The sequence below is a fragment of the Streptomyces sp. NBC_00457 genome (assembly GCF_036014015.1).
Lineage (GTDB): Bacteria > Actinomycetota > Actinomycetes > Streptomycetales > Streptomycetaceae > Streptomyces.
The window spans coordinates 2030569-2048541 of the sequence record NZ_CP107905.1; the positions used below are offsets into that span (position 1 = coordinate 2030569).

15 protein-coding genes and 1 pseudogene are annotated in these 17973 nt (G+C 72.4%); 4 read left to right on the forward strand and 12 right to left on the reverse strand.

The genetic code is table 11. The features are described 5' to 3' along the window. Positions 1-21: 21 nt before the first annotated feature. The 5 genes and pseudogenes from OG828_RS09420 to OG828_RS09440 all read right to left on the reverse strand — a co-directional run. Positions 22-1770, reverse strand: a pseudogene (locus OG828_RS09420) (lysylphosphatidylglycerol synthase domain-containing protein); the annotation flags it as partial. After that, positions 1767-2924: a class I SAM-dependent methyltransferase gene (locus OG828_RS09425; protein ID WP_328500790.1), complete on the reverse strand. Its 1158-nt coding sequence runs from the start codon at positions 2922-2924 to the stop codon at positions 1767-1769. The pseudogene OG828_RS09420 and the gene OG828_RS09425, both read right to left, overlap by 4 nt. Beyond that, positions 2921-4111, reverse strand: coding sequence for a glycosyltransferase family 4 protein (locus OG828_RS09430; protein WP_328504832.1), 1191 nt, complete (start codon positions 4109-4111; stop codon positions 2921-2923). The genes OG828_RS09425 and OG828_RS09430 overlap by 4 nt, the downstream gene beginning before the upstream one ends. 11 nt (positions 4112-4122) lie before the next feature. Continuing rightward, positions 4123-4521, reverse strand: coding sequence for a 6-pyruvoyl trahydropterin synthase family protein (locus OG828_RS09435; protein ID WP_210575166.1), 399 nt, complete (start codon positions 4519-4521; stop codon positions 4123-4125). Between the two features lie 151 nt (positions 4522-4672). Next, on the reverse strand, positions 4673-5656 hold the full coding sequence (locus OG828_RS09440; RefSeq protein WP_328437474.1) for a zinc-dependent alcohol dehydrogenase: 984 nt from the start codon (positions 5654-5656) through the stop codon (positions 4673-4675). 108 nt (positions 5657-5764) lie between these two features. On the opposite strand from OG828_RS09440, the gene OG828_RS09445 reads away from it, so the two are divergent. After that, positions 5765-6532: a CDP-alcohol phosphatidyltransferase family protein gene (locus OG828_RS09445; protein WP_328352463.1), complete on the forward strand. Its 768-nt coding sequence runs from the start codon at positions 5765-5767 to the stop codon at positions 6530-6532. A 99-nt stretch (positions 6533-6631) separates the two neighbouring features. Here OG828_RS09445 and OG828_RS09450 read toward each other — a convergent pair whose 3' ends face one another. From OG828_RS09450 to OG828_RS09470, 5 genes are read right to left on the reverse strand one after another with little or no spacing between them, the layout of a single operon-like run. Further along, positions 6632-7858, reverse strand: coding sequence for an MDR family MFS transporter (locus OG828_RS09450; protein ID WP_328352464.1), 1227 nt, complete (start codon positions 7856-7858; stop codon positions 6632-6634). Next, positions 7855-9606, reverse strand: coding sequence for an ABC transporter permease subunit (locus tag OG828_RS09455; protein WP_328500791.1), 1752 nt, complete (start codon positions 9604-9606; stop codon positions 7855-7857). Before OG828_RS09455 ends, OG828_RS09450 begins: the two co-directional genes overlap by 4 nt. 3 nt (positions 9607-9609) lie before the next feature. Next, a complete protein-coding gene (locus OG828_RS09460) occupies positions 9610-11100 on the reverse strand; it encodes an ABC transporter substrate-binding protein (protein WP_328500792.1) in 1491 nt (496 codons plus the stop codon). After that, positions 11097-11630, reverse strand: a complete 534-nt coding sequence (locus OG828_RS09465; RefSeq protein ID WP_328500793.1) for a GNAT family N-acetyltransferase — start codon at positions 11628-11630, stop codon at positions 11097-11099. The genes OG828_RS09460 and OG828_RS09465 overlap by 4 nt, the downstream gene beginning before the upstream one ends. A gap of 59 nt (positions 11631-11689) precedes the next feature. Then, entirely contained in the window at positions 11690-12538 is an 849-nt protein-coding gene (locus OG828_RS09470; RefSeq protein WP_328500794.1) for an alpha/beta fold hydrolase, read from the reverse strand. Positions 12539-12711: 173 nt separating this feature from the next. On the opposite strand from OG828_RS09470, the gene OG828_RS09475 reads away from it, so the two are divergent. Continuing rightward, entirely contained in the window at positions 12712-13359 is a 648-nt protein-coding gene (locus OG828_RS09475; protein WP_328504833.1) for a DNA alkylation repair protein, read from the forward strand. On the opposite strand, the gene OG828_RS09480 is transcribed toward OG828_RS09475, so the two are convergent. After that, on the reverse strand, positions 13275-14165 hold the full coding sequence (locus OG828_RS09480; protein ID WP_328500795.1) for a helix-turn-helix domain-containing protein: 891 nt from the start codon (positions 14163-14165) through the stop codon (positions 13275-13277). The genes OG828_RS09475 and OG828_RS09480 overlap by 85 nt on opposite strands. A 181-nt stretch (positions 14166-14346) precedes the next feature. Between OG828_RS09480 and OG828_RS09485 the strand changes: the two genes are divergently transcribed. Beyond that, positions 14347-15345, forward strand: coding sequence for a helix-turn-helix domain-containing protein (locus OG828_RS09485; RefSeq protein WP_328500796.1), 999 nt, complete (start codon positions 14347-14349; stop codon positions 15343-15345). 140 nt (positions 15346-15485) lie between these two features. Beyond that, positions 15486-17048, forward strand: coding sequence for a serine/threonine-protein kinase (locus OG828_RS09490; protein ID WP_328500797.1), 1563 nt, complete (start codon positions 15486-15488; stop codon positions 17046-17048). 44 nt (positions 17049-17092) lie between these two features. On the opposite strand, the gene OG828_RS09495 is transcribed toward OG828_RS09490, so the two are convergent. After that, entirely contained in the window at positions 17093-17929 is an 837-nt protein-coding gene (locus OG828_RS09495) for a PhzF family phenazine biosynthesis protein (protein WP_328352493.1), read from the reverse strand. Positions 17930-17973: the final 44 nt, after the last annotated feature.

The window sequence follows — 17973 nt, forward strand, 5'->3', positions numbered from 1 at the left end:
GACGGCCAGTCCGCTGCTCGCGCCGAGTCCGGCGGCGCCGAACGCCCAGGCGGTGACGCCCTCCCGGGGTCCCCAGCCGCCGACGTTCAGCGGCAGGCCCATGGCGAGCAGGGCGAGCACCGCGATCGGCAGCAGTACGACGGCGGAGGCGCCGGAGCCCGCGACGCGGGCGGCGAGTACGAACATCGCGATGTGGCCCGCCAGCACGACGACGGACGACACGACGATGCCGGGCCAGTTGCGGCGGGACAGCAGGCTCCGGCGTGCCTCGCCGAGCGTCGAACGCAGGGCACGCCCGCGGCGGGAGGGCGCCCGGTTCATCCGCAGCGCCAGGACGACCGCGCTCGCGCCCAGCGCCGCGAACAGGAGCAGCGGCGCGAACTGCCGGGCCTCGGCCAGCACCGGTGACGGCATGGTCAGCAGTACCGCGGCACCGACGAGGACCAACACGGCCTGTCCGGCGGCCCTTTCGAGCACGACGGCCCGTACCCCGCGGCCGAGGTCGCCCTCGCTCTTCCCGTGCCGCACCGCCCGGTGCACATCCCCGAGCACGCCGCCCGGCAGGGCCGCGTTCAGGAACAGCGCCCGGTAGTAGTCCGCCACGGCCGGCCCGAACGGCAACCGAATCCGCAGCCCCCGCGCCACCAGCGCCCACCGCCACGCGCTGAACACGGTGGTGACAACGCCGATCCCGACAGCCACAACCAACGTCACCGCGTCGATCCGCCGCAGCCCGTCCAGGAAGACGCCGGTACCCATACGCCAGAGCAGCACGCTGAGGATGGCAACACCGGCGATGGTCCCGAGGTGCGGACGGACGCGGCGCAGGAAGGTGGGGCGGGGGATGGTGACGGGCGGCTTGTCGGCGGCCGCCGGGCGAGCGTCACCGGCGGGGGTGGGCTCGGTGGCGGGGTGCGATTCGTCGACGGGAGCGCGGTCCGTCGTGGGCGATACCTCGACAGCAGCCCGGCACGCGTCGGCGACCGGGGCGGACTCCATGGCGAGGTGAGACTCGACGACCGGAGCGCCCTCCGCCGCAGGCGACACCCCGACAGCCGTCCGGCACGCGCCGGCAACCGAGGCGGACTCCGCCGCGGAGCGAACCTCGGCGACCAGAGCCAGCTCCGTGGCGAGGTGAGACTCGACGACCGGAGCGCCCTCCGCCGCAGGCGACACCTCCACAGCCGTCCGGCACGCGCCGGCAACCGAGGCGGACTCCGCCGCGGAGCGAACCTCGGCGGACGGAGCCAGCTCCGTGGCGAGGTGAGACTCGACGACCGGAGCGCCCTCCGCCGCAGGCGACACCTCCACAGCCGTCCGGCACGCGCCGGCAACCGAGGCGGACTCCGCCGCGGAGCGAACCTCGGCGGACGGAGCCAGCTCCGTGGCGAGGTGAGGCTCGACGACCGGAGCGCCCTCCGCCGCAGGCGACACCTCCACAGCCGTCCGGCACGCGCCGGCGACCGAGGCGGACTCCGTCGCGGAGCGGACCTCGGCGGACGGAGTCGGTTCCGTCGCGGGCGGCCCGTCGGTGGGAGCCCGGTGTCCGCCCGCGAGCGCCGTCGAAGCGGTGCCGGAGTCGCGGTCGGTGGGCCGGTGAGGGGCGTGTGTCTTGTGTGTCTTCGCGCGGGTTTCGGCGGCCTGCCTCGCGGCGGCTCGCGGGGTGACGCGGCGGCCCGTGCCGACGCGTACCACCGCGCGGACCCCCGCTGCCGCACGGACCCTGACGACCCGTACCGCCACCTCGGCGGTCACCGTCTGTGCGCTCATGCCGAGCCGCCCATCGGCCGCGACAGCGCCAGCAGGTCGGTGTGGTGGACGATCACGTTCAACTCGCCCGCGGCGCAGGCCTCCAGGCGGTCGCGCAGGTACGCGTCGGCGCGTTCCCGCAGGTCGGGGCGTTCCTCGACCGCCGCGCCGACCCAGCCGCGCAGCCACTGGGCGGTGAGGTCGGCCTCGTCGGGGCCGAGACGCCAGGGGCTGGGGTGCAGATGGACCGTCGCGCCGCGTTCGGAGAACGCCTCGCAGGCGGCGGTGACCGCGTCCGGTCCAAGCAGACCGGCACGTCGCTGGTGGGCGTTGAACGCCTCCGCGATCTCCGTGTCCAGCGGGTGGGACGGGGTCAGTTCGACGCGTCCGGCGACGGAGAGCGTGAGCAGGGCCGGGCAGCCCGCGCCGGCGCAGGCGGCGGCGAGGGTGTCGATCTCCTCGCGGGTGAGGACGTCGAGCAGTGCGGACGCGGTGACCAGTGAGGCGCCGGCCAGGGCGTCCGGGGTGAGCCGGGCGACGTCGCCGCGGCGCGACTCGACGGTGACGCGGCTGCCGTCGGCGGCGGAGCGCGGGGAGCCCACGGCGGCGAAGTGCAGGAGGTAGGGGTCGCGGTCGTGCAGGATCCAGTGCTGGGGGCCGTCCAGCCGGGGGGCCAGCCAGCGCCCCATTGAGCCGGTGCCGCAGCCCAGGTCGTGCACGACCAGCCCACCGGCGCGACCCGGCAGATTCGCCAGCCGGATCCGCAGCGGATCGAGCAACTCCCCCGCCCGCGCCAGCGCGTCCGCCCCTTCCCGCAGCTGAAGCCACTCGGGCGCATACCGCGGCGGCTCCGGCTCCTCGGGCCCGTCCTCCCGCAACCGCACGGTGGGCCGCTCGCCGGGCCGGGAGGCCGCACCGGCGGCGGTGCGGGGTGCGGGACCGGCACCGGGGATCACCTGGTCCGGCGCCTGGACGACGGCAGCCGCCGACGCCGCTTCCGCGGACCGGACGGCACTACTCGCCCCGACCTCCGCCACGTGGGCACCCTGCCTCGCCCCGGCCTCCGCCGATCGTGCCATGTGCCTCACCCCGGGTTCCGTCGTGGCCGAGGCATCCCGCGGGCCCGGCTGGGCCGGAATCCCTCCGCCGCGCTGGGTCGTCGCTGTCTTCCTCATGCCGCCCTCCTGGGTTCGTTCGGCAGTCGGCCCAGTACCGCGGCCAGGCTGCGGGCCGTGGTGGCCCAGCCGTCGAGGGCGGCGCGTCGCCCTCGGGCGGCCGCCTTGAGGCGGCGTCGTACATCGGCCTCGCCGAACCAGCCGCGCAGTTCGGCGGCGAGAGCCAGAGGGTCTTCCGGTGGGACGAGGATGCCGGGCACGCCGCCGTCGGGTGCGCGGCCGACGGCCTCCGGCAGGCCGCCGACGTCCGTCGCCAGCACCGGGATACCGCGCGCCAGCGCCTCCGTCACCGCCATGCCGTACGTCTCGGCGTAGGAGGTGAGGACCATCAGGTCGGCGGACGCGTAGCTCGCGTCGAGTTCGGCGCCGGCCTGCGGCCCCGCCAGCACGAGCCGGTCCTCCAGGCCGTACCGGGCGATCAGGGACCGCAGTCCGTCCACGTACTCCGGGTCGTGGCTGAGCCCGCCCACGCAGACGCAGCTCCACGGCAGGTCGGCCACCGCGGCCAGCGCCTCCACCAGCCGGTGCTGCCCCTTGCGCGGCGTCACCGCGGCGACGCACAGCAGCCGGGAGACGCCGTCCGTGCCGGACGCGAGAGGGGCGATGTCGGCGCCGGGGGCGGCGACATGGACCCGCTCGGGGGCGAGCCCGTGGTGGGAGACGAGACGGCGGACCGCCCAGTCGGACGTGGCGATCACCGCCGGGACCGCCCGCAGCACCGTACGTTCCCTGGCGTCCAGCTCCGCGGCCACGTCGGGCGTCAGACCCCGCTCGTCGCCGAGCGGCAGGTGGACGAGGACGGCGAGGCTCAGGCGTTCGGCCTCCGGAAGGATGATCTCGGGGACGCCGCAGGCGACCAGACCGTCCAGGAGGACGACCGTGCCGTCGGGCAACTGCCGCAGCGTGCGGGCGAGTTCTTCACGCGCCGCCACCCCGGGCCGGGGCCAGCCGCCGTCCACGGTGTGCTTCTCGACCTGCCAGCCGAAGCCCGGCAGGTCCAGACACAGCCGCCGGTCATAGGCGTTGCCGCCGCTCGGCTGGGCCGGGTCGTCGACGCCGCCCGGCATGACGAAGTGCACGGAACGCAGGGACATGGGGATGATCTCCGCGTTCTTCAGGGCGGAGTGCTGCACGGGAACGTATTCGAGCCGCCTGGGCTCCAGAGCCCTGTCGGTCGAGGGCTCCATGGTCGTGTCGGTCACAGGGCACGCTCGTAACTCGCCCAGGCGACATGCGACTCGTGCAGCGTGACAGTGAGACCCGCGAGACCCCGGGCGCCCTCGCCGAGCGCGCCCTTCTCGATCCGCTCGGCGAGCCGGTCGGCGATGACCTTGGCCAGGAACTCCGTGGAGGTGTTGACCCCCGCGAAGTCCGGCTCGTTGTCGAGGTTCCGGTAGTTCAGCTCGCTGACTACGGCACCGAGCTCCTGGGTCGCCAGTCCGATGTCGACGACGATGTTGTCGTCGTCCAGCTGCTCGCGCCGGAAGGTGGCGTCCACGAGGAACGTCGCTCCGTGCAGGCGCTGCGCGGGTCCGAAGACTTCGCCGCGAAAGCTGTGGGCGATCATGATGTGATCGCGGACGGTGATGCTGAACAACGGACGACCCTCCAGGTGCGGCGCGTCTGGTCCCCGGCCGATCGCCGCCGGGGATGTCGTGTAGTACGGCTCCCTGCCATGCCTTGTTCAGCGAACCTGTTCCCCTTTTTGGGAGGTCAGGCGCGCTTGCCGTCCCGCTTTGAACGATTCGTCAGGTCGGGTCGCCGTATCGGACCCGGTGGCACAGGGCCGGGATCTCGCCCGAGGCCAGCCGTGGCAGCACATCCGGGAGTTCCTCGAAAGCGCTCTCCCCGGTGACGAGGGCGTCGAGTGCCGGGTCGGCGAGCAGGTCCAGGGCGAGGGCGAGCCGGTCGGCGTAGGTGCGGCTGGAGCGGCGGGCCGGGGAGACGGTGCCTACCTGGCTGCTGCGGATGACCAGGCGCCGGGAGTGGAAGGCCTCGCCGAGCGGGAGGCTGACCTGCCGGTCGCCGTACCAGCTCAGTTCGAGGACCGTGCCCTCGTCGGTGAGGAGTTCCAGGGAGCGGGTGAGGCCCTGTTCCGTGGCGCTGGCGTGGACGACCAGGTCGCAGTCGCCGAGGGCGTCCGCGGGGGCGGCGAAGCCGACGCCGAGTGCTTCTGCCACCTTGGCCCGCGCCGGGTCGGCGTCGACCAGTTGGACGCGTACGCCGGGGAAGCGCGCCAGCAGTGCGGCCACCGAGCAGCCGACCATGCCGCCGCCGACCACGGCGATCCGGTCACCGACCAGGGGCGCCGCGTCCCACAGCGCGTTGACGGCGGTCTCCACCGTGCCGGCGAGTACGGCACGCGAGGCGGGCAACGACTCCGGCACCACGGTGACGGCGGCGGCCGGGACGACGTACCGCGTCTGATGCGGGTAGAGGCAGAAGACCGTACGACCGACCAGTGCCGTCGGCCCCTCCTCCACTACGCCGACGTTGAGGTAGCCGTACTTCACCGGGCCGGGGAACTCGCCCTCCTGGAACGGCGCCCGCATGGCCGCGTACTGGCTCTCGGGCACACCGCCGCGGAACACGAGTGTCTCCGTGCCACGGCTCACGCCGGAGAAGAGCGTGCGTACCAGTACTTCGTCCGCGCCGCATTCCGGCAGGTCCACCTCGCGTATCTCACCGAGCCCAGGCGAGTTGAGCCAGAACGCGCGTGCGGTGCGGTTCATCGGAATCCTCCTGAACGATCGGGAAGCTGCTCACGTACGGAGAGGTGCACAGGCCGCGCACAACGTAGCGGCGATGATCGACTCTGTCACACGGCCGGAGGATGTTCGGTGGCCCTGAACCACACTTACGACGCGAGGCTCGTCCAGCAGGAGACCGCTCTGGGAGCGGGTGTGCAGATCCTTGTGCTGACCCTGCTCGGCACGGCGATCGGGATGGGGCCCGCGGGCTGGCTGACCGGACTCGCCTTCGCCATCGCCACCTGGGCCGTACTCTCCCGGGCCCTGCACCGGTCCCGGTTGCAGTCCTTCGGTCCCGCCAACCGGGTGACCCTGGGCCGCTCCATCCTCGTCGGCGGTGTCACGGCCCTGGTCGCGGACTCCTTCCAGAGCCCGCCGCCCATCACCCTCCTCGTCGGACTCACCGCGGTGGCCCTGATCCTCGACGGAGTCGACGGCAAGGTCGCCCGCCGCACCGGCACCTCGACGGCGCTCGGCGCCCGCTTCGACATGGAGGTCGACGCGTTTCTGATCCTGGTGCTCAGCGTGTACGTCTCGATGTTCCTGGGCCCGTGGGTGCTGCTGATCGGCGCCATGCGGTACGCCTTCGTCGCCGCGGCCCGCGTCTGGCCGTGGCTCAACGCCCCGCTGCCGCCGAGCACGGCACGCAAGACGGTGGCCGCGCTCCAGGGCGTGTTCCTGCTGGCGGGCGCCTCGAAGCTGCTGCCGTACCCGGCGACGTTCGGCATCGTCGCGCTGGCGCTGGGGCTGCTGATGTGGTCGTTCGGGCGCGATGTGCTGTGGCTGTGCCGGACGGCGCGGATCGAGAACGCACCGGAGCAGCGCGAAGTACGCGAGCGCGACCTCGTCGCGAGCTGAGCGGGTCCGACGCAGTCCGGTGCTTCGGCAGCGCCCCGAAGGGGCGCGGGGAACTGCGCGACCAGCCACAACGGACCCGCAGCCGACACACCGCGGAGCTTAACCGCGACGCGGCAGCAACCCGATCGCCGCGAGCGGTACGGCGGCCAGCACCAGCCAGGGCACGGCCGGATGCAGGCCGGTGTCCAGCAGGGAGCCGGTGGCTGAGCTGCCGGCCAGGACGATCAGGCCGGACACCGACGACAGCGCGCCGGTGTAGAGGCCGAGCCGTCCCTCCTCCGCCAGGTCGGGCACCCAGGCCCGGGCGACGGGCGCGACGAGCATCTGGCCGAGGGTGAGGAGCACCACGAAGCCCGCAGCGGGCAGCAGTCCCGTGATGCCGGTCCAGTCGGCGGGCCGGGCGGCGGCCACGACCGCGAACCCGGCGGCGATCAGCAGCAGTCCGGCCACCATCGACCGGCGCATCTCCAGCCGCTCCCCCACCCAGCGGGTGACCGGCAGCTGGGCCGTCACCACCAGCAGCGACGACAGCGCGAACAGCCAGGCGAGCGGCGCCTGCGAACCGGCCGCGCGCTCCACCTCCGCGGGCAGGGCCAGATAGAGCTGGTTGTAGGCGAGCAGATAGGCGCCGTATCCGCAGCACAGCGCGAGGAAGCGGCGGTTGCGCACCAGCAGCTTCATACCGCCCCGGAATTCGACGCGGGTCCGCCCCGGGATGTGCTGCGGCAGCAGCCACGCATGCCCGGCCAGCACGAGGACGAAGATTCCCGCCCCGGCCAGACAGACCGTACGGAAGTCCACCCCCAGCAGCAGCCCGCCCAGCAGCGGCCCGACGAACGCCCCCGCCTGCCCGGCCACGGTGAACAGCGCCAGCACGCGCGTGCGCGGGCCGCCACCCGACTCCTCCCACACCACCGCCTGCCGGGCGACCTCGGACTCCACGGCCGGCGAGAACAGCGCGGCGGCGAACCCGATGAGCAGCACGGCACCGATGACCGACCAGGTCTCCCGCGCGTACCCGAGCCACACGAACCCGGCGATCCGCAGCACGCATCCCGCCAGCACCACGGGCCGGATGCCGTACCGGTCGGCCAGCGCCCCGCCCACCACGAACAGCCCCTGCTGGCTGAACGTCCTCAGTCCCAGGACGAACCCGACCAGCCAGCCCGCCAGACCGATCGCCTGTCCCAGGTGCTCGGCGAGAAAGGGCAGGACGGCGTAGAAGCCGACGTTGAAGGCGAGTTGGGTGAGGATCAGCAGCCGCAGCAGCGGAGACAGGCGGGTCCGCGGGCCGAGCGTCGGGGTGGTCATCGTCCGGGTGGTCATCGGGTTTCCGTTCCGGAAGCAGCCAACTCCCGTTGCTTCAAAGGCTGTTGGATCACTTCGGTACGAGCCGCGGTCACCGCGAGTGCCCCGAGCAGGGCGAGTACGGCGGCGGGGGCGAGGACCGCCCAGGGAGCGCGCTCGGCGTAGGGCTGGTTCTCGGCGAGCAGCAGGCCCCACTCCGGGGACGGCGGCTGGGCGCCGAGGCCGAGGAAGGCGAGCGAGGCGAGGGCCAGGGCGGTGCCGGGCAGGCGCAGCAGGGCGTGCCGGGTGACGGGTGGGAGGACGGCGGGGAGCAGGTCGCGGCGGAGCACATACCAGCGGTCGGCGCCGAGGGCGCGGGTGGCGGTGATGTGGAGGGCGGCGCGTTCCTGCCGCAGCAGCGCGGAGGTGTGGGCGGCGAGCGGCGCCCAGGCGACGGCGCTCACGGCGAGCGCGGGCGTGAGCGTGCCGCTGCCCGCGACGGCGGTGACGAGGAGCGCGAGGAGCACCGGCGGCACGGCATTGACGGTGTCGACGAGCGGCCCGGACATCCGGGGCACCAGTCCGAGGACCACACCGGTCAGCAGAGCGGCGGCGCCGATCGCGAGGGCGAGCAGCAGGGTGTCGAGTGCGCCGTGGCCGACGCGGGCGAGGACGTCCCGGCCGAGCGCGTCGGTGCCGAACGGGTGGGCCGGGGAGGGTGCTTGGAGACGTTGCCCGGTGTCGAGGGCGAGCGGGTCACGGGGCAGGCCGAGCGCCACGACGCCGACGAGCAGGCCACCGTAGACGACGGGCAGGATGGCTCGGGTGGGCGGGGCCGGGCGGTGCAGGGAGGTCAGGGCGCTGTCGCGCAGGGCGGGGCCGGTCAGTCTGCGGGTGAGGAGGCTCGCGGCGCCCGCGGCCACGGCGGCGAGCAGGACGAGGGCGAGCGTGCCTGTCTGGAGGACGGGGAGGTCCTGGGCGAGGGCGGCCTGGAGGGTGGTGCGGCCCAGGCCGGGGATGTCGAAGATCTGCTCCACGGCGACGGAGCCGCCGGTCAGGCCGACGACGAACAGGCCGGTGTTCGGCAGCAGTCCGGGCAGACAGCGGCGCAGCGCGTGCCGGGCGATCCGCCCCTGGGGTATTCCGCGGGCGTCGGCGGCCTGCGCCCAGGGCTCGGCGAACGCGCCGGGCAGCAGGTCGTCGAGGAGCCGCCCCAGCACGGCCCCGGCGGGCAGACCGAGGGCGAGCGCGGGCAGCACCGTGTACTGGGGGCCGTACCAGCCGAGTGCGGGCAGCCAGCCCAGCTGGACTCCGACGACCGTCGCGAGCACGGACGCGGTGAGGAACTCGGGCAGCGCGGCGAGGACGGCGGAGCCGCTTCCACCCGTGCGCCGCGGACGCCGGCCGCGCGACAGGGTGCGGGCGCAAATCACCCCCGCGGTGAGGACGGCGACGGCGAGCGACACCGCCATCAGCAGTAGGGACACACCCAACGCCTGCAGCACATCGGGCATGACCTCATTCCCCGACAGCCACGACCGTCCCGCGTCCCCGCGCCACAGCCCTCCCAGCCATTGGCCGAGCAGATGCAACGGGCCCGCGTCCAGGCCGAGTCGGTCGCGGATGTCCGCCAGCACCTCGGGCGTGGGGTCCCGGTCGGCCGACCGGGCCTTGAGCACGGTGAGCGCCGGATCGGTCCGCGCCAGCCACGGCAGCAGACCGATCACGCACACCAGGGCGAGGGCGAGTCCGGCCCGCCACAGGAGCGTGACCGCGTGCTGCCGCATCCGTCAGCGCCGGGTGCCGGTGCCGACGAGGGTGCGCTCGTACGGGTCGAGGAGCGCCCCGCTGACCGAGGTGCCCACGCCGGTGATGACCTGCTGGTGGACCAGCGGAACGACGGCGTCGGTGCCGAGGATCGCCGCCTCGGCCGCCATCGCCGCGTCCTGCCGCTCGTCGGTGTCGGCAGTGCGCTCGGCCTTCGTCACCGCCGCGTCGACGCGCTTGTCGCACAGCTGGGCCATGTTGTAGCCGCCGTCGCAGGTGTAGTCGCCGGCGAGCACGGCGACCGGGTCGCCGGTGTCGACGAGCGTGTTGCGGGCGAGCACGACGGCGTCGAACTGGCCTTCCAGCGCGTCGCTCTCCAGCCGCGAGTACTCGCGCACCTCCAGCTCGACCGTGAACCCGGCCTTCTCCAGCTGCTGTTTCACCACCTGGGCGACTTCCGGGAGTTCGGGCCGGTTGTCGTACGTGGCGATGGTGACCTTCGCTCCGTCCGGTGCCGCGGCCTTAGCGCGCCCGGTGGGCTGGGTCCGCTTGCCCTCGGCCCAGGTCACGGCGGGTCCGTAGATGCCGGCGCCGGCGTCGGCGTATCCCTCGTAGACGCCGTCGGCGAGCGCGGAGGTGTCGAGGGCCGCGCGGGCGCCGGCACGCAGCTGCGGATCCTTGAAGGGGCCCGACGCGGTGTTGAACTGCAGGCTGGTGGTGCGGGTCGTCGCCGTGGCCTTGCGGGTGTCCTCGTCGAGGGTCGCGGCCTGGGCGACCGGGAGCGCCTCGGCGAGGTCGGCCTCGCCGGTGCGCAGGGCGCTGGTGCGGGCGGTGCCGTCGGCGATGAACTTCACGTCGACGCCGGAGGCCTGGGCTCGGCCGCCCCAGTAGTCGTCGAACCGGTCGAGGGTGGCGGCGGTGCTGCCGGTGACCTTGGTGAGCTCGAAGGGTCCGGTGGCGGTGCCCACCGGGTCGACGCGGTCCTTGCCGTCGTACGCCTTCGGGGAGAGCACGGCGAGGCTGGGGCTGGACAGACGCAGCGGCAGGACGGGGTCGGGGTCTTCGGTGGTGATGCGGACGCCGGTGCTGCCCTCGGCCTTCGCGGTGAGCGTGACGCCGGAGAGGGCGGCGGGCTCGGGCTTGGTCTCGGTGGCGTGGGTGAGGGATTCGGCGACGGTGGACGGGGTGACGTCGGTGCCGTCCTGGAAGGTGGCCTCGCGCAGGGTGAACAGCCAGGTGCGGTCGTTCTCCTGCTTCCAGGAGGCGGCGAGCGCGGGGGCCGCGGAGCCGTTCGCGTCCAGGGCGGTCAGGCTCTCGGTGACGCCGAGACGGCTGAGGATCGTGGCGTCGGCGCCGTGCGGCGAAAGGTTCTCCGCGGGCGGGAAGGCGAGGGCGACCCGGAGCCGGGAACCGGAGTTCGCGTCGTCGGCCGCGGAGTCGCCGTTGGAGGCGAAGCAGCCGGTGAGGACCGGGACGAGCAGCAGGGCGGCGAGGACACGGCGCACGCGGGTCACCGCCCCATCGGTATCTCGAAGTGCACGATGCCCTGACCGCCGCCGGCGTCCTCGCGCTCGTCGTGCACGACCTTCCCCAGCGACCGCCAGAAGCCCTCCGCGCCCGGCACCGCGGGATCCGTGTGCAGATAGACGGCCCTGTATCCGCCATCCGCCACCGCGAACGCCGTCAACTCGCCGACGAGCCGCCGGGCGAGCCCGCGCCTGCGGTGCTCGGGACGGACGTACACCCGACGGACCTGCGCCGTCTCACCGGACGGAAAGCGCTCGGCGACATGCCGCGGGTTCGGCGGGTGGGCCGGGCCCCGCGAGTCCAGCGCGGCCGTGGCGACGACCTCGCCCTCGTCGTCGACCGCCACGAGCAGGGTGTGGCGGGCCGGGGCCAGATAAGCGCCGGCCAGGTCGATGATGTCGGCATGCCAGCGAGGCACGTATCCGCTACCGAAGTCTCGGTACACGGTGTCGAGCATCACGGCTCGCGCACCGTCCAGGTCGTCGGGGCCTGCCGCCCTGATGCTGTAGTCACGCACTTGCACATCATATGCAGTAAGCGACTGTGGTGATCACCCGGCCCCGAGGTGATCGGTGATCACCGGGCCGATGCGAGAAACTCCGCGACGGCCGTGGCACACCACTCGGCGTCATCGAGCCACGGAAAGTGCCCGGCCCCCGGCTGTACGACCATCCGCGCATCCGGAAACAGTGCGGCGACCTCCGCCATCACCTTGGGCGGAGCAGCCATGTCGACCTCACCGGCGAGCACGAAGACAGGCGCCCCGACCTCGGCGAGGGCCTTCCGGGTCGCATCCGGGGTGAAGGCGCCTTCGGCACCGAAGGCGGCCATCACCTCGCCGTTGTCCTCCGCGTCCGAGGCGGCCTGGTGGGCGCGGGCGGTCTCGTCCCAGCGGCCGTAGGAGAAGGGCGCGATCGCCTGCCAGCTCGCGGCGGTGGACCTGCCCGCGACGATCTCCTCCAGCGCCGCATACGCCTCCGGGAACCACGGTTCGCCCCTGCGCAGCTCCGCGATCTCCCGTCGGTCCTCACCGGAGATCGGAATACCGACGGCCCGGACGCTCGGCGTGATCAGCACGAGCCTGCTGATCCGCTCGGGGTGGCGAGCCGCGTACTGCACCGCGAGGTTCGCGCCTCCGCAGTGGGCCAGCAGGTCGACGCGGCCGAGGCCGAGGTGCGCCCGAAGGGCTTCGACGTCGTCGACCATGCGGTCACATCGGCAGCCGGCCAGGTCCGTCGGAGTCGCCGACTCGCCGGTGCCGCGGAGGTCCAGTCTGATCAGCCGCCGGTGCGTGGAGAGGCCGCCCAGATCCCCGAGGTAGGCGGACGCGGCCGGGCCGCCGGGCAGGCAGAGCACGGGCGGGCCGGCCTCTCCGGACACGTGGAAGGCGAGGGTGGTTCCGTCGGGCGCGGAGAAGGTCGGCATGCGCGCGAGCCTGACAGGGGGATCGGGGCCCGGCAAACGAATTGCGCGGGGCCGGCTCGGGCACGGCACGCGTGCGACCGGCGTGTACGCGGGAGGCCGGCTTCCTCGTAGGCTCCAAGTTCGTACGGGACAGAGAGGAGGCTGACGTGGCCGAGACGACGGTGGACGCGGTGATGGCCGAGCTGGCCGGGCTCGAGGACCCCAAGGCACGCGAGGTGAACGAGAGACACGGTGACGATCACGGTGTGAACCTCAGCAAGCTGCGCGCGCTCGCGAAGCGGCTCAAGACACAGCAGCAACTCGCGCGCCGGCTCTGGGAGACGGACGACACGGCGGCGAAACTGCTGGCGCTCCTGATCTGCCGCCCGAAGGCTTTCGAGCGGGACGAGTTGGACACGATGCTGCGCCAGGCCCGTACACCCAAGGTGCACGACTGGCTTGTGAACTACGTGGTGAAGAAGAACCCGCACGCCGAAGAGCTGCGGCCGGCCTGGTCCGCCGACCCCGATCCGGTCGTCGCGAGTGCCGGCTGGGCGCTGACCACCGAGCGCGTGGCGAAGAAGCCAGAGGGCCTCGACCTCGCGAAACTGCTCGACGTCATCGAGGCGGAGATGAAAGGCGCCCCGGAGCGCCTGCAGTGGGCGATGAACCACTGCCTGGCCCAGATCGGCATCGAGCACGCCGAACACCGCGCCCGCGCACTCGACATCGGTGAGCGCCTGGAGGTGCTCAAGGACTACCCGACTTCCCCGGGCTGCACCTCTCCGTTCGCGCCCATCTGGATCACCGAGATGGTGCGCCGACAGCACGAACGGCTGTGACCCTTGCGGAAGCGGCCGGGCGCGATGCCGTACTCACGGCGGAAAGCGGCTCCGAACGCGAATTCCGTCGAGTAACCGACCTGACGGGCGATCGTCGCCAGTGGCGCATTCGTTTCCCGGAGCAGACGGGCCCCATAGCGCAGACGCCAGCCGGTCACGTACGTCATGGGCGGTTTTCCCACCAGCGCGGTAAATCGCTTGGTGAACGCTGTCCGCGACATTCCCGCCGTCCGGCCGAGCCGCTGTACCGTCCACGGCTTGTGCGGGCTCGTGTGGATCTCACGCAGCGCGACAGAGATGGCGGGATCGCCGATCTCCGGCCGGTCCGCATCTCGATTCGACTCCAGCCATTGGCGCAGGACGTGGGTCAGCAGGAGGTCCAGTGGCGCGGGGCGGATCACCCCGCCGTCCGGTGGCGACACCACGAGGACCTCGGGTAACGCTCCGAGACAGGGGTGCACTTGCCCATGGTCGAGCCAGTACGCGCCGGAGAGGAACTCGACGTCGGCCGGATCGGGACGGTGCGGGTCCTCGCTCATGACCGCTGGGGGCAAGTCCTTGAGCAGGCATGGTTCGTGGCTGAGTCCATGCTCGGCGCCGAACGGGGCGAGAACGACATCGCCCTTCTTGAGCGCACGTGGCCGGCCGGTGGCCGTGATCAGCCAGGCGCTGCCCCGCAGGAGGATGTGGAACCCGCTGTCCGCGAAGGCGGGGAATCGCATGCCCCAGGAGCCCGACTCCTTGACCCGGCAGGCCTCGGCACGCCCGATCCGCACGCTGTCGATCACCTCACTGAGGATGTCCATACCGGCGGATGCTCTTTCGTGTGCGTCGGGCCCGGTACGGCCCGGGTCCACCTCTGCCGCCGTAGCCTACGAAGGCCGGTGCGGCCCGCGCTTGAACATCGGCGTCATCCGGGCGGAACCTGAACGCCACAACTCGGCGTCGGAGCAAGGAAAGCAAGGAGTACGAGGGGATCGGCCGGCGATGAACAGCACGGGAGCGGAGGCCGACGCGGCGCGCGGGGCGTTCGCCCTGGACTCCACCAGCCCGGGCGCCGCACCGCACGGATTCGACGCCTTCCGGCGCGGGTGGCGGACACAGCTCGGCGATGGCTGGCCGATGCCGACCTTCAGCCCGGCCACGACCGGTGACTTCCGGGTCAGGAGCCGCGTCGCCAAGGTGCGCGACGTGGGAGTCCTCGATCTCTACGGCGCGTCGGCCATCCGGACCGCGGGCGACCGGCACAACCACAGGGATCACGTACGGATGTACGTGGTGCGGCGCGGCGCATGGACCGTGGGCGGCCCCACCGATCGCGGCCAACAGACCGTGTCGGCCGGGCAGTTCCTCATCCGGCGCTTCGAGCGGCCCTCGTCCTTCGAGGCGCCGCCGCACACCACGGCGAAGATCCTCACTCTGCTCTCCGGTGCGCTCACACCACTGCTCGGGGACGAGAGCATCACCGGGCCGGCGGACTCGCCCGAGGTGCGCCTGCTGGTGGCCCACACGAACATGGTCCACGCCACCATCGCCGACCTCGGTCCGGCCGGTGTGCGCGCCGCCCACAGCGCTCTGATCGAGCTGGCCAAGGCGGTGGCGGTAGGCCGGTTCGACGACGTGGAACCCAGGCTGGCGCCCGCGCTCGCCCAAGCCGCGAAAGACCTCGCTGACACCCATCTCGCCGATCCCGAGCTGTCCGCGGCGATGCTGGCACGTGAACTCAACGTCTCCGTACGCACGTTGCAGCGGGCGTTCGCCGCGACGGGAGATTCGGTGAGCGCCTACATCCGCCAACGGCGGCTGGAAGAAGCCCGACTCGCGCTCACCGCGCCGTCCGACCGCCTGAGCGTCTCCGAACTCGCCGCCCACTGGCACTTCGCCGACAGCAGCCACTTCATCCGCGCCTTCAAGAAGCAGTACGGCCAGACACCCACCGAATACGCCCGCTCGACCGGACGTGGGCCGGCAGTTCCCGACCGCTGACACGAGCCGACCGTGTACGCACGCGTATGAATCCGTATCACCGGACCGGCCTCCGGCAACTACGCGCTCCGCTATGCTCGGCCCCGTTCAAGGTTCAAGCGAATAATGACCGGCGTTGAGAAATCCGCCGGGAAGGAAACGTGAGAGAGCGCGTGATATCGGGAGGCAGCGATCATGAGGCCGGGACGCATGCGCAACGCGGCTCAGGGCGGCTGATCGCCGGTCGATATCTGCTCCACGACATCCTGGGCAGAGGCGGCATGGGCACGGTCTGGCGGGCCCACGACCAGTTGCTGGATCGCCCGGTCGCCGCCAAGGAACTCCACATCCTCACCCACGGCGACGAGGAGCACCGCATACGGGTGCGCCGCGCGATCCGTGAGGCTCGCGCGGTCGCCCGGGTGCCGCACCCGCATGTGGTGGGCATCCACGACCTGGTCGAGGCCGAGGACCGGCTGTGGATCGTCATGGAACTCGTCGAGGGGCCGTCACTCGCCCACCAGGTCGCCCGGACCGGACCGCTGACGCCACAGCACACAGCCGCCCTCGCTCTGCAACTGATCGACGCGCTGGACGCCGTACACGCGGCCGGCACCCTGCACCGCGACGTCAAACCCGCCAACGTCCTGCTGCGCCGCGACGGCAACGCCGTCCTCACCGACTTCGGCATCGCGGCCCTGGACGACGGCGAGTTGCTGACGACCACCGGCGAACTGGTCGGCTCCCTCGAGTTCATGGCACCCGAGCGGGTCATGGGTTCGGAGGTCGGCCCGGCCTCCGACCTGTGGTCACTGGGCGCGACTCTCGCCACGGTCTGCGGCGAGCAGTCCCCGTTCCGCAGGCCGGCGCGGCCCGCGACACTGCACGCGGTGGCGTACGAGGAGCCCGTCCTGTCGGAGCGGCTCGGCCCGTTGCGCCCGGTCGTCGAGGCGCTGCTGCGCAAGTCCCCGGACGAGCGTCTTTCGGCGGCGGGCGCGCGTTCCGCTCTGTGGCGTGTCGCCTCGGGAGAGGCGGACGCCGGCCCCTTGCCGTCACCGACCTTGCGCGTGCTCCGGCCCTCGGCTCCGTTGACCGACGCGGATACTGTGACCAGTGGTCAGGAGCGCCTCGTACCGGCCGGGATGACCGGGCACACGGCGCTGCACACCACGTCACTGAGACCCCCGCCCCTGCGGTCGTCCCGATCGAGGGGCCCCAAGCGGCTGTTATGGGCCGTGGCCGGTACGGCGGTGCTGGCGGCCGGCGTGGGCGGCGGGCTCTTCCTCACCGGTGTGCTCCCGCTCGAGGAGGACGCGAAGACGAGGACCGCCAGTCAGGACGTCACGTCCACCGCCGGCTGGCAGGGGGTGTCCGGGGTGTCCGTCCAGCGGGGGGACCGGGTCACCGTGCGGTTCGCTTCGGGAGAGTGGACGGTCGACTTCCGGAGCAAGCCGATGACCGGGCCGGCCGGTTACGACGCGGCCATCGACCAGTCGCTGGAGGGGGCGAAGGACTGCAAGGTCAAGCCCACGGCGCCGTTCGGTACCCTGCTGGCACGCCTCGCGGGTGGGCAGAACCCTCCCGTCCACGTCGTCGGTCAGAAGCTGACCTTCCAGGCGGCCAGGAACGGCACCCTGCAGCTGGCGATCAACGACGGCGGGAACTGCCTCCAGGACAACAGGGGCACGATGACCGTGCGGGTGAGCGTCACGCATCAGCCTTGAGACGGCGACGTCAGTCGGTGTCGCAGCTGCCGGTTGCGGGCCGGTCAGACGAGCAGGGTTCCGTATGCGGTGATGACCGCTGATCCGCTGACCTCGACCGTGTGCGGGCGCTGACCGGTGGCGTCCGCTCTGGCGGACATGTGCGACGGGCGCCCCATCTCCACTCCTTGCAGGATCTCGATCTGCTGTCCGAACGGGACGAGGCCGTACCGCGCGAGGTGGACCGCGAGTGGTCCGGCGGCCGAGCCCGTCGCCGCGTCCTCGGCCACGCCGTAGGCCGGTGAGAACATCCGCATCCGCCACCTGGTTCCCGAACCGGCGAAGCAGATGGCGGCCATGTCCGGATGCCGCGCCAGCGCGCGCAGATCGGGCTGGACCCGGGAGAGGGCCGCCTCACTGCCGACTCCGACATAGACGTGCCGTGGCCCGTTGCGGTAGGCGTCCACCGGGAGGGTGGAGGACTTGATGCCGAGCGCGTCGAGGAGGTCGTCCCGCAACCGGTACGGCTCCCAGACGGGGACGGGCTGACGCATGCGGGCCGAGACGGTCCCGTCACTCGGGTACTGGAGGTCGACCGGGATGGTGCCGGCCGCGGTTTCGAGCCGCAGCCCGCTGCGCGCGGTGGACTCGCCGAGCACGGCCGCAGTGCCCAGCACCGGGTGTCCGGCGAACGGCAGTTCATTGACCGGGGTGAAGATCCGGACCCGCCGGTCCCCGTCACCCTGGGCGGGGAGGACGAACGTCGTCTCCGAGAGGTTCATCTCGCGGGCGATCAGTTGCATCCTGTCGGCCGGAATATCGGCGGCGTTCAGGAAGACGGCCAATGGGTTGCCTTCCAGGGCCACGGTGGTGAACACGTCGACGATCACGTAGTCGTGCATCTTGATTGAGATCAGTCCCCGTTGTTTGTGGTCAGTCCCGGTCT

Excerpts from the sequence above, each read along its gene's own strand:
- OG828_RS09425 (WP_328500790.1), bottom strand. The coding sequence starts at position 2,924 with ATGAGGAAGACAGCGACGACCCAGCGCGGCGGAGGGATTCCGGCCCAG.
- OG828_RS09430 (WP_328504832.1), bottom strand. The coding sequence starts at position 4,111 with ATGGAGCCCTCGACCGACAGGGCTCTGGAGCCCAGGCGGCTCGAATAC.
- OG828_RS09440 (WP_328437474.1), bottom strand. The coding sequence starts at position 5,656 with ATGAACCGCACCGCACGCGCGTTCTGGCTCAACTCGCCTGGGCTCGGT.
- OG828_RS09450 (WP_328352464.1), bottom strand. The coding sequence starts at position 7,858 with ATGACCACCCGGACGATGACCACCCCGACGCTCGGCCCGCGGACCCGC.
- OG828_RS09455 (WP_328500791.1), bottom strand. The coding sequence starts at position 9,606 with ATGCGGCAGCACGCGGTCACGCTCCTGTGGCGGGCCGGACTCGCCCTC.
- OG828_RS09470 (WP_328500794.1), bottom strand. The coding sequence starts at position 12,538 with ATGCCGACCTTCTCCGCGCCCGACGGAACCACCCTCGCCTTCCACGTG.
- OG828_RS09475 (WP_328504833.1), top strand. The coding sequence starts at position 12,712 with ATGGCCGAGCTGGCCGGGCTCGAGGACCCCAAGGCACGCGAGGTGAAC.
- OG828_RS09480 (WP_328500795.1), bottom strand. The coding sequence starts at position 14,165 with ATGGACATCCTCAGTGAGGTGATCGACAGCGTGCGGATCGGGCGTGCC.
- OG828_RS09485 (WP_328500796.1), top strand. The coding sequence starts at position 14,347 with ATGAACAGCACGGGAGCGGAGGCCGACGCGGCGCGCGGGGCGTTCGCC.
- OG828_RS09495 (WP_328352493.1), bottom strand. The coding sequence starts at position 17,929 with ATGCACGACTACGTGATCGTCGACGTGTTCACCACCGTGGCCCTGGAA.